Origin of the sequence: Rhodoluna limnophila, from assembly GCF_005845365.1 — a bacterium.
GTDB classification, from domain to species: domain Bacteria; phylum Actinomycetota; class Actinomycetes; order Actinomycetales; family Microbacteriaceae; genus Rhodoluna; species Rhodoluna limnophila.
This window is the reverse complement of sequence record NZ_CP040509.1, coordinates 152,352-177,037: the sequence shown is the minus strand read 5'-3', so window position 1 is coordinate 177,037 and position 24,686 is coordinate 152,352. Positions and strand designations below refer to the sequence as shown.

Sequence of the window (24,686 nt, the reverse complement as noted above, 5' to 3'; positions counted from 1 at the left end):
TTCCTTAGAGCTTGATCTCGATGTTGACGTCTGCCGGAAGGTCGAGACGCATCAATGAGTCAACTGCCTTAGGAGTTGGGTCAATGATGTCGATAACGCGCTTGTGGGTGCGCATCTCGAAGTGCTCGCGGCTGTCCTTGTACTTGTGTGGGGAACGGATCACACAGACCACGTTCTTTTCTGTCGGCAGTGGCACTGGGCCAACCACAGTCGCGCCTGCACGGGTAACCGTGTCGACGATCTTGCGTGCCGAAGTGTCAATGACCTCGTGGTCATATGACTTAAGTCGAATGCGGATTTTCTGTCCGGCCATCTTGACTCGCTCTCGTTCACATTCGCGGTCTCCCGCGAAACGCTTAGTAGCACTACTGATGTTGCACCACTGTTTTACTGTCAAACCCAGTTGCCTGGGGTACTGCTTGTCCGACCCACGCTGTCGGGCGTGTCGCTTATTTTTCACAAGCGAACCCGAGATTGTTTTATCGGATACATTTTTGTTCTAGCTGCCGGGGGATCTATCTCTCGATGAATCACATGCCTGCAGTGGTTTACGCCAGATAGCGCAACAACTCACGAACTTGTCTATCTTGCCACACATTGGCGTGTCTATGCAAGTTAATGTTTTGGGCAGGAGTATCTTTCTGCCTCGAGTTAAATCAAATCTCCCCCGGCCGAAACCGAGGGAGATTGATGATGCTTACTTCTTCTTTTTGCCCTTTTTGGTCAACTTCTTTAGAACCTGCTTGGCAACCTTCTCAGCCACCTTTTTAGCAATCTTCTTAGTCTCTTTGCTCGCGGTCTTTTTGGCCAGCTTTTCAGTTGCCTTAGCGGCAGCTTTTGCTGCAACCTTGGCTGGATCTACCGGCTTCTTTGCGGCTTCCGGCTTCACTGGCTCGGTCACCTTGGCTGGAGTTGCTGGCTTAGCGGCTGCGCGCGATGCTGTTGTGCGAGCAGGGGTCGCGCGAGGTGCGCGGGCTGCTGGCTTTGCGGTCGATGTAGTTTTTGGAGTAGCTGGCTGTGCAGCTGAAGATTCATTGGTCATGGTTTAAGTCTGTCAAAGCCGGGTTGTGAACAACAGGCAAACAGGCAGTTAGAAAGTTAAATCTCTATTCACTAGGTGAACTCTCCCGCGCCAACCACGACTTGGAATCCGATGCCGGGCGGCCATTGCCGCCTTCCATGGTTAAAGAAAAAGACCCGAGATTTCTCTCGGGTCTTTCTCTAAGTAACTGAAATTACTTGGTGATCTTGGTTACGGTACCCGCACCAACGGTACGTCCACCCTCACGGATAGCGAAGCGAAGACCCTCTTCCATAGCAATTGGCTGGATTAGCTCAACTGACATTTCGGTGGTGTCGCCAGGCATAACCATTTCAGTACCTGCAGGAAGGGTGATAACACCAGTCACGTCAGTGGTACGGAAGTAGAACTGTGGGCGGTAGTTTGCGTAGAACGGGTTGTGACGGCCACCCTCATCCTTTGAAAGGATGTAGACGTTTGCGTCAAAGCCGGTGTGAGGAGTGATTGAGCCTGGCTTACATACAACCTGGCCGCGCTCAACTTCTTCACGCTTGATACCACGGATCAAGATACCAACGTTCTCGCCAGCCTCTGCAAAGTCGAGTAGCTTGCGGAACATTTCGATACCAGTAACGGTGGTCTTCTGCTTGTCGCGGATACCAACGATCTCAACTTCGTCGTTCACGTTGATCTGACCGCGCTCAACCTTACCGGTTAGAACGGTTCCACGACCAGTGATGGTGAAAACGTCTTCAACAGGCATAAGGAATGGCTTGTCGGTGTCGCGCTGTGGCTCTGGAATGAACTCGTCACACGCGTTCATTAGGTCTAGAACCTTGGCACCCCAAGCTGCGTCACCCTCAAGAGCCTTAAGAGCTGAAACCTGGATAACTGGAGCGTTGTCGCCGTCGAATTCGTAAAGTGAAAGAAGTTCACGAACTTCCATCTCTACTAGCTCTAGGATTTCTGCATCCTCGACCATGTCTGACTTGTTTAGAGCCACAACGATGTAAGGAACGCCAACCTGGCGAGCAAGAAGCACGTGCTCCTTGGTCTGAGGCATAGGACCGTCAGTTGCAGCTACTACAAGGATCGCGCCGTCCATCTGTGCGGCACCGGTGATCATGTTCTTGATGTAGTCAGCGTGGCCTGGAGCGTCTACGTGTGCGTAGTGGCGCTTCTCGGTCTGGTACTCAACGTGTGAGATGTTGATGGTAATACCGCGCTGCTTCTCCTCAGGAGAGTTGTCGATCTGGTCGAACGCGTATGAAGCGTTGATCGCAGGGTATGCATCGTGTAGAACGCGGGTGATCGCAGCGGTCAAAGTGGTCTTACCGTGGTCAACGTGACCGATGGTACCAATGTTGACGTGCGGCTTGGTGCGCTCGAATTTCGCCTTAGCCATTATGGGTCCTCCTCAGGACTCGTTGTAAATCACCGGACAAGGTTTTGCCCAGAAAGATTTAGGGGTTTACAGGATTTCTATCTTAGTTGGTCTTGAAGCAGTTCTGCTGAACTACTACTCGCCCTTGTTCTTCTGAACGATCTCGTCAGCAACAGCCTTTGGAACCTCTTGGTAGGTTTCGAAGGTCATTGAGTAAACCGCACGACCCGAAGTCTTCGAGCGCAGGTCACCAACGTAACCGAACATTTCAGACAATGGCACGAGGGCGCGAACGACCTTGACGCCTGAAGCGTCGTCCATCGACTGGATCTGACCACGACGCGAGTTGAGGTCACCGATAACGTCACCCATGTATTCCTCAGGGGTACGTACTTCGACAGCCATCAACGGCTCGAGCAGAGTAGGTTGTGCTAGACGAGCTGCCTCCTTGTAGGCAATCGAACCAGCAATCTTAAACGCCATTTCAGATGAGTCAACATCGTGGTAGGCGCCATCAAGAAGGGTTGCCTTTACGCCTACTACTGGGTAACCAGCAAGGGTACCGACAAGCATTGCGTCCTGGATACCTGCGTCAACCGACGGGATGTACTCGCGAGGAACGCGACCACCGGTAACAGCGTTCACGAATTCGTAAGTCTTTTCGCCTTCAACTTCCATAGGCTCAAGCTTGATCTGGATCTTCGCGAACTGACCTGAACCACCGGTCTGCTTCTTGTGGGTGTAGTCATACTTCTCAACAACGCGCTTTAGGGTCTCGCGGTAAGCAACCTGAGGCTTACCAACGTTTGCCTCAACCTTGAACTCGCGACGCATACGGTCAACCAGGATGTCTAGGTGAAGCTCACCCATACCTGAGATAACGGTCTGGCCGGTCTCGTGGTCGTGCTCAACGCGGAAGGTTGGGTCTTCTTCAGAAAGCTTCTGAATTGCAAGACCTAGCTTCTCCTGGTCGCCCTTGGTCTTTGGCTCAATAGCAACCGAGATAACTGGCTCTGGGAAAGTCATTGACTCTAGAACAATCTGGTTGTCTGGGTCACAAAGGGTGTCACCGGTGGTTACGTCCTTTAGACCGATAGCCGCGTAGATGTGGCCAGCGGTTACAGAGTCAACTGGGTTTTCTTTGTTGGCGTGCATCTGGAATAGCTTTCCGATGCGCTCCTTCTTGCCCTTGGTTGAGTTAACAACCTGAGCACCTGAGTCTGCGTGACCTGAGTAAACGCGGATGTAGGTAAGACGACCGAAGAATGGGTGGGTCATAACCTTGAACGCAAGAGCTGCAAATGGAGCGTCAGACTTTGGCTCGCGGGTTAGACGGATTTCTTCGTTGTCTGGGTCTCCACCCTCAACAGCTGCAACGTCAAGTGGTGACGGTAGGTAGTCAACAACGGCGTCAAGCATTGGCTGAACACCCTTGTTCTTGAACGCAGAACCACAAAGAACTGGGTAGATCTCTGAGTTCACGGTTAGCTTGCGGATAGCGCCCTTGATTTCCTTCTCGGTAAGCTCTTCGCCACCGAAGTACTTCTCCATAAGGGCTTCATCTGTCTCAGCAACGGTCTCTAGAAGAACGGTGCGGTAGTGGTCAGCCTTCTCTTTTAGGTCAGCTGGAATCTCTTCAACGGTGTACTTCGCGCCCATTTCGACGTCTCCGCGCCAGGTAAGAGCCTTCATCTGAACGATGTCTACAACACCTTCGAAGGTTGACTCAGCACCGATTGGGATCTGAATTACTAGTGGCTTTGCACCAAGACGGTTGATGATGGTGTCTACGGTGAAGTAGAAGTCAGCACCTAGCTTGTCCATCTTGTTTACGAAACAGATACGAGGAACGTCGTACTTGTCAGCCTGGCGCCATACGGTCTCAGACTGAGGCTCAACACCCTCTTTACCGTCGAACACTGCAACAGCGCCGTCGAGAACGCGAAGTGAGCGCTCTACCTCAACGGTGAAGTCAACGTGACCTGGGGTGTCGATGATGTTGATCTGGTTCTTGTCCCAGAAACAGGTGGTCGCAGCCGAGGTAATGGTAATACCGCGTTCCTGCTCCTGCTCCATCCAGTCCATGGTCGCAGCACCATCGTGAACTTCACCAATCTTGTGGGTGATACCTGTGTAAAACAGGATTCGCTCAGTGGTAGTTGTCTTACCAGCGTCAATGTGAGCCATGATGCCGATGTTGCGAACCTTGTTTAGGTCGGTAAGCACGTCTTGTGCCACGGTGTCCTCCGGGAGTTTGTTTTTGTTGAATAAAGAAAAAAGTACCTCCGCCCAATTAACCCAGGGTTAACGAGCGGAGGTACGAAGTTTTTACCAGCGGTAGTGTGCGAAAGCCTTGTTTGACTCGGCCATCTTGTGGGTGTCTTCGCGACGCTTTACAGCTGCGCCAAGACCGTTAGATGCGTCAAGGATCTCGTTCATTAGACGCTCGGTCATGGTCTTCTCGCGACGAGCCTTTGCGTAGCTAACCAACCAACGCATAGCTAGGGTGTTGGCACGGTGTGCCTTTACCTCAACTGGAACCTGGTAGGTTGAACCACCAACGCGGCGTGAACGAACCTCAACGGTTGGACGCACGTTGTCTAGAGCCTTCTTTAGAAGAACAACAGCGTCAGTACCTGACTTGTTGTTTGCACCCTCAAGAGCGCCGTAAACGATTGACTCTGCGATTGACTTCTTGCCGTCAAGCAGAATCTTGTTCACTAGCTGTGAGACTACTGGTGAGCTGTATACCGGGTCGGCTACAACTGGACGCTTAGTAACTGGGCCTTTACGTGGCATTTAGATTACTTACCCTTCTTTGCACCGTATTGGCTACGAGCCTGCTTACGGTTCTTAACTGCCTGGGTGTCTAGTGCACCACGAACGATCTTGTAGCGAACACCTGGAAGGTCCTTAACACGACCACCGCGAACAAGCACCATTGAGTGCTCCTGCAGGTTGTGACCCTCGCCTGGGATGTAAGCGGTAACTTCGATACCGTTCGATAGCTTGACACGAGCTACCTTACGTAGCGCTGAGTTTGGCTTCTTTGGGGTGGTGGTGTACACACGAGTACACACGCCACGACGCTGCGGGCTCTGCTTTAGAGCCGGGGTCTTTGACTTTGAGACCTTCGGCGTGCGACCCTTGCGGACCAACTGCTGAATTGTTGGCACAACTTCTCCTTGTTAAATCCGGCACGTTTGTACCAGATGCTGCTGTTTTGAAAACATACTTTTGCGGTCCAGATTGGTACTGCGAAAGTTTCTTGGCCCACCGGAGCAATTGTTTGCTAGCAAGGGCGATACGTATGCTTTAGCACACGTCCTTCCAAGACTACCTGAAAAGGCTCCGGTGGGTCAAATGGTTTTTTGGACTACTACTTCTCTTCTGAGTAAGACTCGATCGAAGTGAAGCTCAAATCGGTTGCGCTGAAGTCATCTGAGAAGTCTGAAGACTCCACTGAATCAGCCCAAATGCGGTTCGGGTACTTCTCAGCCTTAGCCTCTTCGGTGGCCTCAACAGTGATGTTGCGGTAAACCTTAAGACCGGTACCAGCTGGGATGAGCTTACCGATGATGACGTTCTCCTTTAGACCAACTAGTGGGTCTTCGCGACGGTCAAGAGCTGCCTGAGTTAGAACTCGGGTGGTCTCCTGGAACGAAGCAGCAGATAGCCATGACTGCGCAGCCAATGAAGCACGGGTCATACCCATTACTTCTTGACGAGCTGACGCAGGCTTCTTGCCTTCGCCAACTGCAGCGCGGTTGATCGCGGTGAAGCGGTTGCGGTCGATGATCTCACCAGGAAGCATGTCGGTGTCACCACTGTCAATAACAGTGACCTTACCTAGCATCTGACGAACAATAACCTCAAGGTGCTTGTCGTGCAGAGGCACACCCTGTGAGCCATAGATTGCCTGAACACCACGGATGATCTCGGCGGCTGCTTCACGAGCACCCTTAACCATTAGAACTTCGTGTGGGATCGGGGTTCCGTCAACTAGGTAGTCTCCGGCCTTTACAACCTCACCCTTTTCGACCAAGAGGTCATCTGGGTTTGAAACTGAGGTGATTGGGCTGTATGGAGACAGCTTCTTGAAGGTCTTTGAGGTAGTGCGGCTGAATGAGTACTGGTTAGCCAGGTCTTCAGCTGCCTTCTCAGCGGCCTCACCGTTCGGACGAACGTAGATGTCGAACTTCTTTGCGCCACCTGAGGTTGGAACCTCAACGATGTCGACGGTGCCAGGCCAGAATGCCATAACGGCAACCTTGCCCTGCTGGCGCCAACCAACACGTGCTTCTAGAAGGTCGGTAACACCGTTCAGACCCTGGGTGATGTCATACGAGATCAGACGCTCAACACGAACCTTCTGACCACCGATTGACTTCAGAATGGTCTGCTTCTTAGCTGACGATGCAGCACCACCGGTGTGGAAGGTACGCATGGTTAGCTGGGTTCCAGGCTCACCAATTGACTGAGCAGCGATGATACCGATGGCCTCACCAAGCTCAACTGCGTCACCGGTTGCAAGTGAGATGCCGTAGCAAAGTGCACAAACACCCTGCAGTGACTCACAAGTAAGCACTGAACGAACAGATACAGACTCAACGTCAGCAGCCTTGAATGCATCCACTAGCTTCTGGTCAACAGTCTGACCAGCCTTAGCGATTACGTTCTTGCCAACTAGAACATCGTTCTGCAGCGCACGGTGTAGAACAGACAGTTCAATAGTCTGCTCATCCCAGTTGCCATCGATGTCCTTTAGAGACTTCTCTAGACCCTTGTTGGTGCCACAGTCGTGCTCGCGAACGATAACATCCTGGGCAACGTCAACTAGACGACGGGTTAGGTAACCGGCAGCAGCAGTCTTCATCGCGGTGTCAGCGTTACCCTTACGGGCACCGGTTGCGTTGATGAAGTACTCGTTGGCGGTTAGACCTACAAGGTAGTTACCCTTCACAGGCATCGGAGCAAAGTCACCAGATGAGGTAGCTACTGGGCCACGCATACCGATGATTGATCGGATCTGTAGCCAGTTACCACGTGCACCAGATGTCACCATCTTGAAGATTGCGTTGTCAGCAGGGATTGACTCCTGAAGCAAGTTCTGGATCTCGTTGGTGCGCTTGAACCAAAGAGCACCTAGCTCGTCACGACGCTCTAGGTCAGACTTCAGACCGTTGTCGAACGCTTCCTGAATCTTGGTGTGCTCTTTCTCGCCATCGATGATCATCTTTGAACGAGCCTTGTCGAATGCACCAGATGCGTCGAAGTTTGCGTCAGCAATAGACATCGATACACCCGAGCGAGTTGCCCAGTGGAAACCGGCATCCTTGATGCGGTCTAGAGACTGTGCAACCTCAACACGTGAGAACTTCTCTACAAGCTCAGCAACGATCTTTCCGATCTCTTTCTTGCCAACCTGTAGCTCCTGGTAGTCGTACGCGTCAGGCAGGGCCTGGTTGAATAGCGCACGGCCAAGTGTGGTCTCGTGAAGCTTTAGCTCACCGTTCTTTTCGAAACGGATGCGAGCCTTGGCCTGTAGGTCAAGTGCCTTTGCGTCGTAAGCCATGGTGGCTTCTGCGATTGAACCGTATAGGTTGCCCTCGCCGACTGCGCCCTCCTTCAGGGTGGTCATGTGGAATAGACCAATGATCATGTCCTGAGTAGGTACAGCAACTGGACGACCATCTGAAGGCTTCAAGATGTTGTTTGAAGCAAGCATCAAGATACGAGCCTCAGCCTGAGCCTCTACAGATAGTGGAAGGTGAACTGCCATCTGGTCACCATCGAAGTCAGCGTTGAACGCAGCACAAACGAGCGGGTGAAGCTGGATTGCCTTACCTTCGACTAGCTGAGGCTCGAAGGCCTGGATACCTAGACGGTGAAGGGTAGGTGCACGGTTTAGCAGAACTGGACGCTCGCGAATAACTTCTTCTAGAACACCCCAAACCTGCGGACGTGAACGCTCAACCATGCGCTTTGCAGACTTGATGTTCTGAGCTAGGCCCAGGTCAACAAGGCGCTTCATTACGAATGGCTTGAAGAGCTCGAGTGCCATCAGCTTTGGAAGACCACACTGGTGCAGCTTCAGCTGAGGACCAACAACGATAACCGAACGACCTGAGTAGTCAACGCGCTTACCTAGAAGGTTCTGGCGGAAACGACCCTGCTTACCCTTTAGTAAGTCAGATAGCGACTTCAGGGCACGGTTACCGGTACCGGTAACTGCACGGCCACGACGACCGTTGTCGAATAGAGCATCGACTGCCTCTTGAAGCATGCGCTTCTCGTTGTTAAGGATGGTCTTTGGAACTGCACCGAGATCGATGAAGCGCTTTAGACGGTTGTTGCGGTTGATCACACGACGGTATAGGTCGTTTAGGTCAGAGGTAGCAAAGCGGCCACCATCAAGCTGAACCATAGGACGGATTTCTGGCGGAAGAACCGGCAGAACGTCTAGGACCATTGAGGTTGGTGGGGTGCTTGAACCGATGAATGACTGAACAACCTTGAGGCGCTTGATTGCCTGAGTCTGCTTTGAACCCTTGGTGGTTGCAATCTGCTCACGAAGCTCGGCAGCAGCTGCATCAAGGTCAAACTCAGCAAGAACGCGCTGTACTGCCTCGGCACCGATTGAGGTGTCGAAGTACTCGCCGAAGCTGTAGTCGAAGTGGTCAAAGATGACGTCGTTCTGGATTAGGTCGCCTGACTTAACGGTCAAGAATAGACGCCAAGCTAGCTGCTCCTTCTGGAGGTTAGCTGGGCGCTCAACGCGAGCGTATTCCTTAACGATCTTGTCGGTCTTCTTCTTGAACTCAGAAAGAAGCTGCTTGATCTGCTTCTCTTCTGCAGGAGTGCGAACTACTGGCAACTGCTCGTTGTCGGCAGCCTCTTCAGCAGCGGCAACAGCCTTCTTGCCCCAGAAGCCCTCTGGGTTCTTCTCTTCAGCTTCAACCAACTGCTCGATGGTCTTCGCGAACTGAGCGTCAACCCAGACCGGAGCTTCCCAAACCTTGATTGATGGCTCTAGAGCAAGACCAAGAGCGTTCAGTGCGTCGTACTCGGCCTGAGCAACAGCCAGCATTTCATCCTGGCGAGACTCAAGAAGAGTGTTCAAACGGTGAACGTAGTCTTCTTTGATAAGTGCACGGTCAAGGGTGATGTCTTCGTGGTGAATTGACATCACGCGGTAGGCCGCAAAGTAAATGATCTTCTCAAGGTCCTTTGGAGCCATGGCTAGCAAGTAGCCAAGACGTGAAGGAACACCCTTGAAGTACCAGATGTGGGTAACCGGAGCAGCAAGCTCGATGTGACCCATGCGCTCACGGCGCACAGATGACTTGGTTACCTCAACACCACAGCGCTCACAAACGATGCCCTTGAAGCGGACACGCTTGTACTTGCCACAGCTGCACTCCCAGTCCTTGGTAGGACCGAAGATCTTTTCACAGAAAAGACCGTCCTTTTCAGGCTTTAGGGTGCGGTAGTTGATGGTCTCTGGCTTCTTTACTTCACCGTTTGACCAAGAGCGGATGTCTTCTGAGGTGGCTAGACCAACTCGGAGAGCGTCGAAGTTTTCAACTTCCATGATTTCTTCTCTTTCCTAAATCTCTTAGAAACCGGTGAATTCGGTGTCGACCGATGATGATTCGTTGCGTGAAAGGTTGATGCCGAGCTCTTCCGCAGCGCGGTCTGACTCGAAGTCATCTTCCTTTAGAGAAACAACCTGGCCAGCAGCGTTGAGAACCTCAACGTTTAGAGCTAGCGACTGCATCTCTTTGGCAAGAACACGGAATGACTCTGGGATACCAGGAGCCTGGATGTTCTCACCCTTAACGATTGCCTCATAGGTCTTCACACGACCGGTAATGTCGTCAGACTTGATGGTTAGAAGCTCCTGCAGGGTGTGCGCAGCACCGTATGCCTGTAGGGCCCAAACTTCCATCTCACCGAATCGCTGACCACCGAACTGAGCCTTACCACCAAGTGGCTGCTGAGTAATCATTGAGTAAGGACCGGTTGAACGGGCGTGGATCTTGTCGTCTACCAAGTGGTGGAGCTTCAAGATGTACATGTAACCAACTGAGATGTCCTCTGGGAACGGCTCACCTGAACGGCCATCGAATAGACGAGCCTTACCGGTCTCCTTAACCAAGCGCTGACCATCACGGTTAGGCAGGGTTGACTTTAGAAGACCAACAATTTCGTCCTTTGAAGCGCCGTCGAAGATCGGGGTTGCAACCTTGGTGCCAGGCTCAGCTGAACGCATTGCGTCAACCATGCTGTCGGCCCACTTTGCTACACCCTCAACGTTCCAACCCTGCTTTGAGATCCAGCCAAGGTGGGTCTCAAGGATCTGACCGAAGTTCATACGACCAGGAATACCCAGTGGGTTTAGAACAACGTCAACCGGGGTTCCGTCTTCCATGAATGGCATGTCTTCGACCGGAAGGATCTTAGAAATAACACCCTTGTTACCGTGACGACCAGCAAGCTTGTCACCCTCGGTAATCTTGCGCTTCTGTGCGATGTGAACTACTACGCGCTGGTTTACACCGGCACCTAGCTCGTCGTCGCCAGCCTCGATGTCGAACACCTTGACACCGATAACGGTGCCCTGCTCGCCGTGAGGAACCTTCAGTGAGGTGTCGCGAACTTCGCGAGACTTCTCGTTGAAGATGGCACGGAGCAAACGCTCTTCAGCTGAAAGCTCGGTCTCACCCTTAGGGGTTACCTTACCGACCAGGATGTCGCCAGGGCGAACCTCAGCACCGATGCGGATGATGCCGCGCTCGTCTAGCTGAGCAAGAGCCTCTTGCGAAACGTTTGGTAGGTCAGCGGTGATCTCTTCTTTACCAAGCTTGGTGTCGCGAGCGTCAACCTCATACTCTTCAATGTGAATTGAAGAAAGGGTGTCTTCCTTGACCAAGTTCTGGCTCAGGATGATCGCGTCCTCGAAGTTGTGACCCTCCCATGGCATGAATGCCACTAGAAGGTTCTTACCAAGAGCAAGCTCACCCAAGTCAGTTGAAGGACCATCGGCAAGAACCTCGCCGGCCTCAACGCGCTGACCAGCCTCAACGATTACTCGCTGGTTGATGGCAGTGCCCTGGTTTGAACGGTCGAACTTACGAAGAACGTATTCCTTTACGCCGCCCTTGTCAGTCTGAATGGTGATTACGTCTGCAGAAACCTCAGCAACAACACCGGCAAGCTCGTTGACGACAACTGCGCCAGAGTCGATTGCGGCTACGCGCTCCATACCGGTACCTACGAATGGTGAGTCTGAGCGAAGCAGTGGAACTGCCTGACGCTGCATGTTGGCACCCATAAGCGCACGAGACGAGTCGTCGTGCTCAAGGAACGGAATCAAAGAGGTTGAAACAGATGCTAGCTGGCGAGGTGAGATGTCTAGGTAGTCAACGTCTTCTGCGTCAACCTCAACAACGTCACCCTGGTAGCGAGCAAATACCTTCTTGTTTGCGAAGGTCTTGTCTGCGTTTAGTGGGGTCTCAGCCGCACCGATTGCCTTGCCCTGCTCAGCAGCTGCATCTAGGTACTCGATCTTGCCTGAAACCTTGCCGTTTACAACCTTGTTGTAAGGGGTTTCGATGAAGCCGAATGCGTTGATACGTGCATAAGCGGTTAGCGAACCGATAAGACCAATGTTTGGACCTTCAGGAGTCTCAACAGGACACATACGTCCGTAGTGAGAAGGGTGAACGTCACGGACCTCCATCTGGGCACGCTCACGAGCGATACCACCAGGACCAAGCGCTGATAGACGACGCTTGTGTGCGAGGCCTGCCAGTGGGTTGTTCTGGTCCATGAACTGTGAAAGCTGTGAAGCACCGAAGAACTCCTTGATCGCGCTTACGACTGGGCGCAAGTTGATCAGGGTCTGTGGGGTGATTGCCTCGATGTCCTGAGTTGACATACGCTCGCGAACCACGCGCTCCATACGGCTTAGACCGATGCGGACCTGGTTCTGGATAAGCTCGCCAACGCTGCGGATGCGGCGGTTAGAGAAGTCATCGATGTCGTCAGAAGAAACAGCAATCTTGGCAGTCTTGCCACCCATCTTGACTGGGAACTCTAGGCGAGCACCGGTTGAGATGGCAGCTGAGTTAGCGATCTGCTGGTCGAATAGAAGTAGGTACTTGAGGGTAGCTACAACGTCTTCAACGGTCAGGGTGTTCTGAGCTGCGTCAACGTTTAGACCTAGCTTGCGGTTGAGCTTGTGACGACCAACCTTTGCCAAGTTGTAGCGCTTTGACTCGAAGTAGGTTGACTTCAACCATGCTTCTGAAACCTCAGCACCTGCGGTCTCGCCGCGTACCTTGCGGTACAACTCACGAAGCGCGTCTTCTTTGGTGATGATTGGGTTTGCGAAGACCTTTGACTTGTCATAAGCCAAGGTGTTCTCAATTAGGTCAAGGTCGAAAGTCCAGTTTGGCGCGCCAGCCTTTACAGCTGACTCGATGTCCTTGAACTCGTCGCGGATCTGGTCTTCGGTTAGGCCAAGAGCCTTTAGGAAGATGGTTGCTGAGACCTTGGTCTTGCGGTCAACCTGAACCTGGATAATTGGCTGGCCGAAGCGAGCGATTGGCTTGCGGTCATCGCGTACCCACTCGGTTAGGAACTCTAGGTAAGAACCGCGGCTAGGGATGATCTGAGCCTTGTTGTTACGAACATCGAGGTTACCGGTGGTGTTGGTTGAAACAGAGAAGTAAACACCAGGTGAGCGGACAAGCTGTGAAACAACAACACGCTCGGTGCCGTTGATAACAAAGGTGCCCTTTTCGGTCATGACTGGGAAGTCACCCATGAACACGGTCTGAGACTTGATCTCACCGGTTAGGTAGTTGGTGAACTCAGCCTTGATGTAAAGCGGCTGGGTGTATGACTTGCCCTTGGTCTTGCACTCGTCAGGGGTGTATGACGGGTCGTAGAGCTCTGGGTTTCCGAAGGTAAGGCCCATCTTTGCGTCTTGTGACGAGTTTGATGAGTCTTCGATTGGAGAGATCTCCTCGAAGATTTCCTCTAGACCAGTCTTAGCGGCTGGACCTTCTTTTTCACGCCATGCAGGGTTACCGACGAGCCAGTCAAAGCTCTCGGTCTGCAGGCTCAATAGATCTGGAAGTTCGATAGGTTCTGGTGACTTAGCAAAGCTAAGGCGTTTTGCCAGACGATCGTTCTTCATGGTTTTTGCGTTCTTCGCAGCCAATGTTCCTCCAAGGAATACTGCTATTCATCAATCGCGACTTGATAAATAGATGGGGTGAAAAATCGCAACCTAAAACCGGTGACGCCTCAATATGCGGTCACGCGCGCAGCCAAAATATGCATGCGGGGTGTTTGGGAGCAAAGGTTTAGTCTATCGCCGTTATAGAACGGTTGTAAACAAATTTTCTGTAAATACGCTGAGTTTTTCGAATCGGTGCTAAAAGAACAAAAACAGCTTGGCGCGCAGAGTTTTTTCGAAGCTTTCCATGGATCCATCGATGGTGGCCAGGTCTCGGGCATCAAGCAGCATCGATGTTGAACCGTCTTCAAATTTGGCCAAAACGCATGGCTCACGACCGGTGCTTGATGCGGTGGTTTCTAGGCCAACCCCATAATCAGCCCTGAACTTGGCGTCAAGGGCCTTGAATGCTCCCTTTTGCCGTGATATGCGCTTTAAATCGCAGGTTTTGGCTCCAAATAGCCCCTTTTGGGCCAGGTGGACTCCAACTATTGCAACCGGCGTAGATTGCATTAGCAACTGACTAGAGCGTCATTAATGGTGTCGGCCCAAACCTGAGCATCGTCAACTGCAATTACCAGGCGCTTGAAGCGGTTGCCTTTGCCGGTGGCCAAGTTGATCTCGACTGATGGTCGGTTAGCGCGCCAGAGCGAGAAAGTCCAGCCGCCGGCTTTGCCCGCACGCCAGAAGCTGCCGTAATAGAGGAACATTGGCACGCCGGTGCCCGGAATGCGCAGGCCAAGGGTCTTCCACACATCTGGCGACGCTACATTTGCACCGCGAACCAGAGCGGCGGGAATCGATAGGTCGCCGTGCACGGCAAAAATGCGCTCGGCAGTGGTGAGCTTGAGCTCAAGGTGAGTTGGGGTCAAAACGATTTGCGCCATGGTCTAAGTCTTACAGACGGCCGTGCCTAACCAACCCAAACATCAAAGACTTTGTTGTCACGCACCAGCAGGTTGATTCGCTGCGGCGAATAGTCCTCGGTGAGGGCAAATTGCTTGCCATCGCGCTCTGCAATTCGGTGGCTGTAGCCTGCTTCTTTAATTGCCTGGATGGCCGCTGCCTCAGTCATGCCGATTACCGTGATCGCAAACTGCATGGTTTCGTGGGCAATCTTGGCAAAGTCGTTGTCATCGTCAAGTTCTACCTGGGTTAGTGCGACCGCTGGGGCATCGGTGTAGGTCCAGTTTGCTGGGTTTTCACCTCGGTTGGGGTCACGACTAAAGCCAATGGTCAGCACGTACAAGTCATCAATGCTTCTGCGCAAAGTCACAATTTTTGCCAGACCGTCATCCTGGCCAGGCAGATAAAACATGACACCGCTGTAAAAAGTTGTTTGATCCCAGTTGATCAGCTCTGTGCTCATTGTTGTGAGGCAAAATTGCTGGGCTGCTACCTCGTTTGAGGCAAGGTTGCTTGCCGTTGGGTACTGCGAGTCTCGCGAATAACCGTCTGCCTGGAAACGAGCTGCGAACGCCAAAACATCGGTGCAAATCTGATTTGGCTCTACCGAAATTGGCGCCGTGAAGGCAAGTTCGTAATACCGGTCGGCACAAACGACCAGACCTCCGCAATCGCCCTCGGTGCTTTCTTCAAGCAGTGTGAAATGCTCGAGGCCCGAGTTGGTGGCCAACTGCTCGACAAGAGGCTCGGTTCTTGAAGCACATCCGGTTAGCGAAATAGTCGCAAGCAAGCCGGCCACCAATGCGGCCATGAATCTTTTTGGCTTAGCCCACGTTGACGTCAACAACGATGAGCCCCTCGATTGAAAGATTGATTCTGGTCGGGCGATAGTCGAGAGTGACTGGGAACGATTCGCCGTCGCGTTCAACTACGCGGTACTCGTAACCGCGGGCCTCGATTGCTCGAATCGCATCCTGCTCTTCAAGTCCGATTAGCGTCTTGGCAAACTCCAAGGTTTCGGCTGCAACTTCATCGAAGTTGAATGGAGGGTCGGAGTGAGTTGGGCCAGGCACCGAAGTGGGCACCGGATACGGCACAAAAATTACGCAGCCGGTCAGCGGCAAAGTCGTGCCGGCGATCAGGGCAAGCCCAGTTAGGAGTCGTTTCATTTTGAGCCCCCTTTATAAAAGTGGCGGTTACGGTGGGATTTGAACCCACGGTGGGCTTTCACCCACACAACTTTTCGAGAGTTGCACCTTCGGCCGCTCGGACACGTAACCGTCAAATAGGCTACTACACATGAGTACAGAGGGTTCTATGCGCGCCATCATTGCAGCGCTGCTGGCAAACATCGGCATTGCAATCACCAAGTTCATCGCAGCGTTTTTCTCGGGATCAGCCTCGATGTTGGCCGAGGGAATCCACTCACTAGCTGACTCTGGCAACCAAATTCTGCTCATTGTTGGCGGCAAGCGTTCACGTCGAGCAGCAACCCCAGAGCATCCTTTTGGTTATGGCCGCAGCCGATACATCTACGCATTCATGGTGTCGATTGTGCTGTTCTCTGTCGGTGGATTGTTCTCGATTACCGAGGGCATTTCTAAACTGCAACATCCACACGAACTAGAGGTGGTTTGGTTGCCGCTAGTTGTGTTGGCTACCGCGATTGTGCTCGAGAGTTTTAGTTTGCGCACTGCTGTAAAAGAGGCCAACCATGTTCGTCACGGCAAAGGGTGGGTTGAATTTATCCGTCGAGCCAAGAGCCCAGAGCTGCCGGTGATCTTGCTCGAAGACCTTGCCGCACTGATTGGTCTGGTTCTGGCATTTGCCGGTGTTGGGCTCACGGTTATCACCCATAATCCAATCTGGGACGCGATCGGAACACTGGCTATTGGTGTGCTGCTGGTTCTGGTTGCAATTGTTTTGGGCTTCGAAACCTCTAGCCTTTTGGTCGGCGAGGGCGCCACTGCTGAAGACGCTGCCGCGATTCGCGGGGCCTTGATGGCCACTCCAGGTGTGCAATCGGTGATTCACATGAAGACTCTTTATTTGGGCCCAGATGAATTGATGCTTGGTGCCAAGATTGCAATCGCTGCCGGCGACGATGCTGAATTTATCGTCAAAACCATCGATGCGGCTGAAGCAAATGTTCGTGCGGCTGTTCCGGCAACACGCGTTATTTACCTTGAGCCAGATTTATTGAGAGTATCCGCCTAAGGACTTTCAACTGACTTGGTTACTACTAAAGCCCGAGCAATTCGGCTAGGTGCTCGGGGGTTTCGGCGAGCGCATCTGCCTCGGCCCACTCGGACTGATTGCCATAACCCCACTTGACCAAAATCACATCGATGCCGTGCTCGCGCGCGCCTTCAACATCGTGAATGCGGTCACCAATCAAAACCGTGCGGGTTAGGTCAGCGCCCTGTTTTTGTAGTTCATCGAGGGCGTAAGTGACAACGTCTTTTTTGGCACTGCGGGTCTGGTCGTTTGAGGCGGTTCCCAGAACGTCAAAGAGGTCCAAGATTCCAAACATCTCACCGATAACTTCAACACCCGAAAGCCCCTTGGATGTGGCGAGTGAGTTTGCCCGGCCGGCATCACGATTGCGCTCGACGAGGTCAACAACACCCGGAAAAAGTTGGCAGTTTTGGGCACCGCCACCGCGAAGGTATTTCTCTCGGTAGACGTTCAGGCACTCGGCGGCAAGCGCCGGTTCAAAGCCAAGGATCTCACCAAAAGTTACTGGCAGCGGTGGGCCCATGAACGAGCGCATCTCATCAACCGGAGGCACCGGCAAACCGAGGGTAGTAAAGGTGTGAATGAAAGACTCGAAAATGCCGGGGGCTGAGTCAACAATGGTTCCGTCTAGGTCCCACAGGACAGTTGTGTAGGTCAATTGATTAGCGCCTATCTGCAAAAAATTGCTTTAGTTGGGCGGCGGCTTGGTCTTCTAGTACTCCCCCGATAACTTCAACCGGGTTCCCGAGTCTTGAATCTCTTAGGAGGTCGTATAGAGATCCGGATGCACCAACGCGGTCATCCCATGCACCGAATACAACCTTCGGAATTCGGGCGGCAACAATGGCACCGGCACACATCACACACGGCTCTAGGGTCACTATCAGTGTGCAGCCGGTCAGGCGCCAGTCCTTGAGAAGGGCAGCTGCTTCACGAATAGCAATTAGCTCGGCATGCCCAGTCGGATCATTGGTTACTTCACGATTGTTGTGAGCATTGGCAATTTTATTGCCGTCGGCATCAATGATGATTGCGCCTACCGGAACATCGTTGCCAGATTTGGCCGCTTCGGCGAGCGCGATTTCCATGAGTGCTGGGTAATCCATAGTCTTAAGAGTATGCGAGTTCACATTGCCGATCACCCTCTAATCACCCACAAGCTCACCATCTTGCGTGACAAGAACACCCCGTCTCCGGTGTTCCGTCAGTTGGTTGAAGAACTGGTGACACTTTTGGCCTATGAGGCCACCCGCGATGTCCGCGTTGAGAAGGTTCAGATTGAAACCCCAGTCACGACTTTTGACGGTGTGAAGTTGGCAAAGCCTCGCCCGATTATCGTGCCGATTCTGCGTGCTGGTCTTGGAATGCTAGAGGGCATGACCAAGTTGCTGCCTACCGCAACCGTTGGTTTCTTGGGCATCAAGCGCAATGAAGAAACTTTGCAGCCGGTGACCTACGCAAACCGTTTGCCAGATGACCTGAGCGGCCGCCAGGTGTTCTTGATTGACCCGATGTTGGCTACTGGCGGAACCCTGATCGATTCGATTGATTATGTGTTTGAACGCGGTGCCACAGATGTGACTGCCGTGTGCCTATTGGGTGCACCTGAGGGTGTTGCTGCTCTTGAAGCGCACGTTCACGGTAAAGATGTCAAGCTCGTGCTCGGCGCTCTCGATGAGCGCTTGAACGAACACGGATACATCGTGCCTGGCCTTGGTGATGCGGGCGACCGTTTGTACGGTTTGGCTGAATAACCCCGAGGACACTTTGGCTGTGGCCGTCAGCTGGCTCGGCCACACTGTAAGTACCTTCCGGAGGTTCAGTAAACCCCCACAAATTTGACCAATCTGGATAGGTTCGCCCCGCCAACCTATTCATAATTGCCAGATTTTGCATGGGCAAAAAGCCAACTTTTGTTGGCCGCCAAATTAGACCGATTTCTGAGCTTTCCGGTCCTTGGGTTCTCCACATCTTTCAAAAAACCAATCAGCTTTTTGCGTAGGCAAAATAATTTGACCTCATGTCCAATTACGCCTACCCTCCCCGCATGCACATCGACTTCACCCACATCATCGACACCTGTTGCCACGTGGTAATCGGTGTGATTTTTAAAACCACCCAGGGCAAACTATCGGTGCATCGACGAGCCTTTGAAGGCAAGCACATCGATAACCACAAGGATTTTGCCGCCACCCCGAACTTTCAGATTGAGCTGCAGGCAGCGGTCTTGAAGCACTTTGAAGAACTGAACCGGTTTCTGATTGAGACGCGACTGGTGCCGCTGACCCGCTCGGCCGCCCTGCTTAGGTGCTTGGCGCGGTATCCGATTGTGTCGATTCGTCAGCTGGCCGAAAACGCCCAAGTGGCCGAGGTGACGGCCAGGCGCTGGCTGAACATCTTGGTGAAGAACCATTTGATGACAAAAGAGTTTTTTGGTGGGCAAAATCAGTTTTTGAACACCGATTATCTTGCGCTGATCGATTCACAGGCAAAGCGAGCACTGGGGACAAACGCGGTGATTGATTCGCGATCGAGATGAATGGATACGGCCAACAAAGTTGGCTTTTTGCATAGGCAAAATTGGGCAATTATGAGCAGGTTGGCGGGGGCGAAACTATCCAGGTTGGTCAAATTTGTGGGGGTTTACTGAACGCGCGAGAGGTAACCCCTGTGTGGCCGAGCCAGCTGACGGCCACCTGAGCCCTGTCGCTGATAGCCTAGAAATCTGATGAGCGAGACAAACACTGAAGCACGCGGATTTGCGCTGTACGTTGGCGTAGACGAAGAGACCGCCAAAGCAGCCGGCAGCAGCCTGGCTGAATTGGTGGCCAAACTTCGTGCGACCGTTGCCGAGGTGGTTCCGGCCGCAGCCAACGAAACTTACGCAGCGGTTGCCCTAGCGCCGAAAGGTGCCGGCGGCAGGCCTATCGATGTGGTTAGAACCGCGCTGCGCGACCCACGCGCGATTGACAAAATTGTTGACGCGCAAACCGTTGAAGAAGAAGACAACACCCAAGGCCTAGTGGTTGATGCCCAGCGCCACAAGGTCTTTGTTGACGGCGAAAACGCCGACCTCACCTATAAAGAATTTGCCCTAATCAACTACCTGATTTCACACGAGGGCGCGACGATTCCGCGCCAAGAAATCATCGACATTTTGTGGTCGGGCGATGAGGAAAATGCACCGAACCAGAGAACTATCGATGTGCATATTCGACGCCTGCGCGCAAAGATTGCCGGCTACGAAGACATCATCAGAACCGTTCGTGGTGGAGGTTACCGCTTTGACAACCACCCTGACGTGATCTACGAAATCTAGTGTTGCCCGAGTCAAACGTGGGCAGTGGAGCAGGTGCGGGCGAGAACGCGCAGAACCGCGAACCTCTCAAGCAAGCCGAATTGGTTGATGCACTAACCGCCCAAATTCTTGAGCTGATTGAAGACGGCAACCCAACCCCGATTGTGTTGATCGATGGCCGAGCAGGCTCTGGAAAATCAACCCTGGCTGACCTTTTGCAGCGCCGGCTGTTTAAAGAGGGCGATTCACTGCCACGCGTGGTTCACATGGACGACCTATACCTGGGCTGGGACGGACTGGAACAGGGCTCTGACTACATGCTGCGATTTGTGCTGCGACCAACCGCAAAAAGAACCGTTGCTGAGTGGCGCGAGTTTGACTGGGCAGCAGAGCAAACCGGAGAAACCATCGAACGACTAGGTGCTTGGCGAGAATTTAGAGGCGGAACACCGCTGATTATTGAAGGCTGCGGAGCCCTCAGCGAAGCCGCTGCCGAACTGGCGGACATCAAAGTTTGGCTGGAAGTTGGCGAAGAAACCCGCCACGAGCGTTGGCTCAAACGCGAAGGCTCTGATGAATTTTGGGGCCGCTGGGCTGCCCAAGAACTTGAGTTTTATGCCCGCGAAAAATCGCCAAACCACGCCGACATAATCGGCAACTAGTTAAGAACTAAGCAGCGCGGTTTTTCATCCAAGCCCGGAAACCGGCAACCAAAGACGCCAAGATAAAGAAAAAGGCGATGGCGTAAGAGGCGTTCTTGACCGCCGGAATTGAAGCCGCAAAGTAACCGGTCACGGTAAGGCCGGTGCCCCAGGTGAGCGCACCAACCAAGTTGGCACTGAAAAACTTGTAGTAGTTCATGCGAGAGATACCCGCAATTGCCGGCACAATTACTCGAGCCCAAGGCATGAAGCGCGAGATAACCACAGCCCACCAACCCCAAGCGTTGTAGAACGCCTCAGACTTGGCAATTGCCGAACGCAACCACTTGCCCTCACGCTTATCGAGGTAAGGCCGCCCAAAATGCCGACCAAGCGCATAACCAACTTGATCGCCAAGCCAAGCGGCAACACCAACACCAATTGCCATCACCCAGATGTTGACCTCAGCCGCGGTTCCGGCAGAACCAGCCGCCACCAACCCAGCAGCAAAAACCAGCGAATCACCGGTTACGAAAGGAACGAAAGCCCCGACAAACAAACCGGTGCCGGCAAACACCAAACCCCAAACCACTCCGTAAAAAAGCCACGGACCGATTTGGTCATACCAAGTCGCGATCTCATCAGAAATCGCGAGGTGAATTACCGGGTTCATATAACAAGCCTAATTCGGATTAGTTGAGCAAAAGTTTGAGGGGCCCACCAACCGGCAGGCCCCTCGCGAAAACTAAAACTTACGGCTTGCCGGTGAGCACGATTTCGTCGAGCTCGAGGCGGGTGCGCGGAGCAATCTCGCGCTCGTAAGCCGGGCCCTCAAGGCTGGTTGCCGGAGCAATCTTGCCCAGAGTAATAACCACAAGAATCTCAACACCAGCAGGCAGCTCAAGTGCCTCGGTCAAAACCTGGTGCTCAATACCACCCATGATGTGTGCGTGTAGCCCAAGCTCGTGCGCCTGAATAACCAACTGCGATGTTGCCAAGCCGGCATCAAACTTTGCGCTCTTGACCGGTGAACCATCAGCGTGGTGAGTGGTTACTGAAACCGCGATGTAAGCCGATGCGTTTGGTGACCAAGCCGCGTTGAAACCACCGAGGCCAGAGCGGATCTTCTCGAACAAATCGGTGCCGCGGGTAGCAACCGAGAAACGCCAAGGCTGCGTGTTGTTGCCGCTTGGCGCCCAGCGAGCTGCCTCAAGCACAGACAAAAGCTCGTGCTGAGAAATCTCGTGGGTTGCGTCATACGCACGTGGGCTCCAGCGCTCGGCTAGAACAGGAAGGATAGGGGCTGCAGTGATAGCTGTTTTACTCATAATTCAAGTAAAGCCGGGCTTGTCAGAATTTATTCCCAGAAATTCAAGGACTAGAGTTCAAGGTTTGTTGCGCGAAGAAAACCACTCAAAAGCATTGGATTGCCATACTCGGCGGTCAGAGGATCGACCAAAACGATGTAGGTCGGCGACTCAGCATCGATCATGACATCACCCTCGAGAAAGTAGTGGCGAATCATCTCAGTAGGAGACAAAAAGCTGCCCGAAACATGGGTCACAGCACCCGCTGCTGCAGCTGCCTCAAGCACGGCCTCGTTAGAGGACAAAACAATCGTGACGTCAATCTTGCCGTTTTCAAGCTCTTCATCGTCTTCATTATTTGGGTAATCAGCGATGGCCTGAATGCACCGATCGAGCATGGTGATGCCGTGAGCATCGGGGGTGATGATGGCCCCAAACTGCTCTGCGCTAGGAACGTGGTCGGCAATGACCGCGTAAACAAACTCATCGTTATTCATTTGAACCCCCAGTGGTTTGATGGAGCGATTACCGAAAGACTAGCGAGGTGGGCCGACAAATTGCAACGACCAAAACACGAGGCGGCACCTAGGGCGCAAGCAACCACAGCACCGGCAGGGCAAACATAGCCAAAACGGCAAAGCCGAGCAGCACCTGCGACCATCGCGGTGAGGCCCATCGGCCAAGCAACTGTTTGTCTCGAGCCAACACCCAGACGATTACCATCAAGACCGGAGCAGCCAGACCATTGAACACCGCAGCCAAAATCAAAAAGTTGACCGGCGGGATCGAAACCAAATTAAGTCCAAGCGCCACCAACATTGAAAGCACAATTACGCCGTAAAAAGCCTTGGCTTGGCGAGGCTGCAACTCGAGAGACTCGCGCCAACCAAAGGTCTCGGCAACTGCATAGGCGGTAGAGCCGGCCAGCACCGGAATCGACAGCAAACCCACACCCAAAATGCCCAGCAAAAAGAGCAACCCAGCGTATGGCCCGGCAATCGGCGCCAGGGCGGCAGCTGCATCAGCCGCAGACTCTATCTGGGTAATGCCCTGCGCGTGCAGTGTGGCACCGGCGGTGACCATGATGGCAAACATGATGAACACCCCGGTGAACATGCCCGCAAACACATCACCGCGCATGGCCCGCATGTGTACGCCAGACACCCGCAAACCGCTCTCGTTGCGCTCTTCAATCTCTTCGGCCGCCTGCCAAAAGAACAGGTAAGGGCTGATGGTTGTGCCGGCCAAAGCCAACAACATGGCAATCGATGCCTTCTCGAAACCAAAGCCCGGCAGCAGTGTGGCCACCGCCACCGCAGACCAATCGATGTCGGCAACAAACAGCACCGCCACATAAGCCAGCAGGCTGAGGGTTAGCCAGCGCAGCACCTTGGCGTATCGGTGATAGGGAATGAACAACTCAGATAGCGCCAGCAGAACCGCAAACATGACCACGCCAAACAGCTGGTTGATGGGCACCAAAAGCCCAAGAGCCGCCGACATGATTGAAAGATCGGCAGCGATGTTCACGGTATTGGCCACCGCCACCAAAACCACAGCCAGAACCAGCACCCAGCGCGGCAAACGCGACTTGATAATGGCCGCCAAGCCCTGGCCGGTAACCAGCGCCAACCGCGCACAGGCCTCTTGAACGGCAAATGCTAACGGCAGCAACCAAAAGGTGCTCCACAAAAAACCAAAACCAGCCGAAGCCCCAGCCTGCGAGTATGTGCCAATGCCCGATGGGTCGTCATCAGCCGCACCGGTAACCAACCCCGGGCCAAGCCGGTTGAAGTATCCGCTCGAGGCAATCTCTGAGCGAACCGGGTGGTGCTTCTTTGCGTGCCGCCGCACTAAAACAACCTCGGCACAGAGTCTTCGATGCCGCGCATCGAGTCGTAGTCGAGCACCAAGCACTCGATACCGCGGTCTTCGGCCAACTTGCGGGCCTGAGGTTTGATTTCTTGGGCAGCAAAAATGCCACGAACCGGGGCCAATAAAGGGTCGCGATTCAACAGCTCAAGGTAACGGGTCAGCTGCTCAACGCCATCGATGTCACCGCGGCGCTTGAGCTCAATGGCCACTACCCCACCGGCTGCATCGCGCAGCAAAATGTCTACCGGGCCAATGGCCGTAAAGTATTCGCGACGAATCAGGCTGGCACCCTCTTCAACCAGATGCAGCTGATCGGCCAGCAACTCTTGCAGGTGCTTTTCAACGCCGTCTTTAATCAACCCAGGGTCCTCGCCCAGCTCGTGCTCAAACTCACTCAGCACCTCAAAAATGCTGATCATCAAAACGTCATCAGTCTTCACCTGCTGCACCCGCCACACGGCTTGTACACCGATGGAAACCTGGTCATCGGTTGGGTCAACAAAACTGACAACGCAAGGCGGGTTCATCCAGTTAAGCGGCTTATAAGAACCCGAGTCAGAGTGGACCAAGACAGAGCCATCGGCCTTCATGACCAACAGGCGCTTGGCCCGCGGCAGGTGAGCGCTGAGCCGGCCTGCGTAGTCAACAGAGCATTCGGCAATGATTAGGCGCATGGGACTATTCTCGCAGAACCCGCCGACAACCTAGCGCCCCAACCTGAGAAACGGCCAATACCCGAGATATGTCCGGACTACGCAGAGTATT

General features: G+C 53.3%; 24 protein-coding genes and 1 tRNA gene. 5 read left to right on the top strand and 20 right to left on the bottom strand.

The features are described 5' to 3' along the window. Positions 1-4: 4 nt before the first annotated feature. The 13 genes from rpsJ to FFA38_RS00760 form a co-directional block, all read right to left on the bottom strand. Entirely contained in the window at positions 5-313 is a 309-nt protein-coding gene (gene rpsJ, locus FFA38_RS00820) for a 30S ribosomal protein S10 (protein ID WP_038503182.1), read from the bottom strand. Positions 314-697: 384 nt separating this feature from the next. Then, positions 698-1,042 (bottom strand): hypothetical protein, encoded by a 345-nt coding sequence (locus FFA38_RS00815; RefSeq protein WP_138315162.1) that lies wholly within the window; start codon positions 1,040-1,042, stop codon positions 698-700. Positions 1,043-1,235: 193 nt separating this feature from the next. Continuing rightward, positions 1,236-2,426 (bottom strand): elongation factor Tu, encoded by a 1,191-nt coding sequence (gene tuf / locus FFA38_RS00810; RefSeq protein WP_138315159.1) that lies wholly within the window; start codon positions 2,424-2,426, stop codon positions 1,236-1,238. 114 nt (positions 2,427-2,540) lie between these two features. Next, positions 2,541-4,643, bottom strand: a complete 2,103-nt coding sequence (gene fusA / locus FFA38_RS00805) for an elongation factor G (protein WP_138315157.1) — start codon at positions 4,641-4,643, stop codon at positions 2,541-2,543. Between the two features lie 90 nt (positions 4,644-4,733). Continuing rightward, the gene (gene rpsG, locus FFA38_RS00800) at positions 4,734-5,204 is read right to left on the bottom strand and encodes a 30S ribosomal protein S7 (protein WP_138274924.1); all 471 of its coding nucleotides are present in this window, start codon (positions 5,202-5,204) and stop codon (positions 4,734-4,736) included. A 5-nt stretch (positions 5,205-5,209) separates the two neighbouring features. Further along, positions 5,210-5,581, bottom strand: coding sequence for a 30S ribosomal protein S12 (rpsL, locus tag FFA38_RS00795; protein WP_138274923.1), 372 nt, complete (start codon positions 5,579-5,581; stop codon positions 5,210-5,212). 203 nt (positions 5,582-5,784) lie between these two features. After that, positions 5,785-9,999, bottom strand: coding sequence for a DNA-directed RNA polymerase subunit beta' (rpoC, locus tag FFA38_RS00790; protein WP_138315155.1), 4,215 nt, complete (start codon positions 9,997-9,999; stop codon positions 5,785-5,787). Positions 10,000-10,023: 24 nt separating this feature from the next. Then, the gene (gene rpoB, locus FFA38_RS00785) at positions 10,024-13,614 is read right to left on the bottom strand and encodes a DNA-directed RNA polymerase subunit beta (protein WP_138276022.1); all 3,591 of its coding nucleotides are present in this window, start codon (positions 13,612-13,614) and stop codon (positions 10,024-10,026) included. 240 nt (positions 13,615-13,854) lie between these two features. Then, positions 13,855-14,169 carry a hypothetical protein gene (locus FFA38_RS00780; protein WP_138315153.1) on the bottom strand — a complete coding sequence of 105 codons (315 nt, stop codon included), beginning with the start codon at positions 14,167-14,169 and terminating at the stop codon, positions 13,855-13,857. Continuing rightward, positions 14,169-14,543 (bottom strand): hypothetical protein, encoded by a 375-nt coding sequence (locus tag FFA38_RS00775; protein WP_138315152.1) that lies wholly within the window; start codon positions 14,541-14,543, stop codon positions 14,169-14,171. The genes FFA38_RS00780 and FFA38_RS00775 overlap by 1 nt, the downstream gene beginning before the upstream one ends. A gap of 26 nt (positions 14,544-14,569) precedes the next feature. Then, positions 14,570-15,409: a hypothetical protein gene (locus tag FFA38_RS00770; protein WP_138315150.1), complete on the bottom strand. Its 840-nt coding sequence runs from the start codon at positions 15,407-15,409 to the stop codon at positions 14,570-14,572. Next, the gene (locus FFA38_RS06925) at positions 15,387-15,731 is read right to left on the bottom strand and encodes a hypothetical protein (protein ID WP_216641750.1); all 345 of its coding nucleotides are present in this window, start codon (positions 15,729-15,731) and stop codon (positions 15,387-15,389) included. Before FFA38_RS06925 ends, FFA38_RS00770 begins: the two co-directional genes overlap by 23 nt. Before the next feature lie 21 nt (positions 15,732-15,752). Continuing rightward, a tRNA-Ser gene (locus FFA38_RS00760) sits at positions 15,753-15,842 on the bottom strand. A 19-nt stretch (positions 15,843-15,861) separates the two neighbouring features. Between FFA38_RS00760 and FFA38_RS00755 the strand changes: the two genes are divergently transcribed. After that, positions 15,862-16,779 (top strand): cation diffusion facilitator family transporter, encoded by a 918-nt coding sequence (locus FFA38_RS00755; protein WP_138315148.1) that lies wholly within the window; start codon positions 15,862-15,864, stop codon positions 16,777-16,779. A gap of 25 nt (positions 16,780-16,804) precedes the next feature. On the opposite strand, the gene FFA38_RS00750 is transcribed toward FFA38_RS00755, so the two are convergent. Both FFA38_RS00750 and FFA38_RS00745 read right to left on the bottom strand, forming a co-directional pair. Beyond that, the gene (locus FFA38_RS00750; RefSeq protein ID WP_172955981.1) at positions 16,805-17,458 is read right to left on the bottom strand and encodes an HAD hydrolase-like protein; all 654 of its coding nucleotides are present in this window, start codon (positions 17,456-17,458) and stop codon (positions 16,805-16,807) included. A 4-nt stretch (positions 17,459-17,462) separates the two neighbouring features. Next, complete coding sequence (locus FFA38_RS00745; RefSeq protein ID WP_253786175.1) at positions 17,463-17,906, bottom strand: nucleoside deaminase; 444 nt, start codon at positions 17,904-17,906, stop codon at positions 17,463-17,465. Between the two features lie 12 nt (positions 17,907-17,918). On the opposite strand from FFA38_RS00745, the gene upp reads away from it, so the two are divergent. From upp to FFA38_RS00725, 4 genes are all read left to right on the top strand, one after another. Further along, complete coding sequence (gene upp / locus FFA38_RS00740; RefSeq protein ID WP_138315144.1) at positions 17,919-18,554, top strand: uracil phosphoribosyltransferase; 636 nt, start codon at positions 17,919-17,921, stop codon at positions 18,552-18,554. 266 nt (positions 18,555-18,820) lie between these two features. Beyond that, the gene (locus FFA38_RS00735; protein WP_138315143.1) at positions 18,821-19,339 is read left to right on the top strand and encodes a DeoR family transcriptional regulator; all 519 of its coding nucleotides are present in this window, start codon (positions 18,821-18,823) and stop codon (positions 19,337-19,339) included. Between the two features lie 189 nt (positions 19,340-19,528). After that, positions 19,529-20,119, top strand: coding sequence for a winged helix-turn-helix domain-containing protein (locus FFA38_RS00730; RefSeq protein ID WP_138315141.1), 591 nt, complete (start codon positions 19,529-19,531; stop codon positions 20,117-20,119). 2 nt (positions 20,120-20,121) lie between these two features. After that, a complete protein-coding gene (locus FFA38_RS00725) occupies positions 20,122-20,760 on the top strand; it encodes an AAA family ATPase (RefSeq protein WP_172955980.1) in 639 nt (212 codons plus the stop codon). A gap of 7 nt (positions 20,761-20,767) precedes the next feature. On the opposite strand, the gene FFA38_RS00720 is transcribed toward FFA38_RS00725, so the two are convergent. The 5 genes from FFA38_RS00720 to nucS all read right to left on the bottom strand — a co-directional run bounded on the left by FFA38_RS00720 (position 20,768) and on the right by nucS (position 24,595). Next, positions 20,768-21,412 carry a DedA family protein gene (locus tag FFA38_RS00720; RefSeq protein WP_172955979.1) on the bottom strand — a complete coding sequence of 215 codons (645 nt, stop codon included), beginning with the start codon at positions 21,410-21,412 and terminating at the stop codon, positions 20,768-20,770. 79 nt (positions 21,413-21,491) lie between these two features. Next, on the bottom strand, positions 21,492-22,067 hold the full coding sequence (locus tag FFA38_RS00715) for a nitroreductase family protein (protein ID WP_138315137.1): 576 nt from the start codon (positions 22,065-22,067) through the stop codon (positions 21,492-21,494). Positions 22,068-22,117: 50 nt separating this feature from the next. Continuing rightward, positions 22,118-22,543 (bottom strand): hypothetical protein, encoded by a 426-nt coding sequence (locus FFA38_RS00710; protein WP_138315136.1) that lies wholly within the window; start codon positions 22,541-22,543, stop codon positions 22,118-22,120. Positions 22,544-22,631: 88 nt separating this feature from the next. Then, entirely contained in the window at positions 22,632-23,900 is a 1,269-nt protein-coding gene (locus FFA38_RS00705; protein WP_172955978.1) for an NRAMP family divalent metal transporter, read from the bottom strand. Next, positions 23,900-24,595: an endonuclease NucS gene (gene nucS, locus FFA38_RS00700; protein WP_138315132.1), complete on the bottom strand. Its 696-nt coding sequence runs from the start codon at positions 24,593-24,595 to the stop codon at positions 23,900-23,902. Before nucS ends, FFA38_RS00705 begins: the two co-directional genes overlap by 1 nt. Positions 24,596-24,686 lie beyond the last annotated feature (91 nt).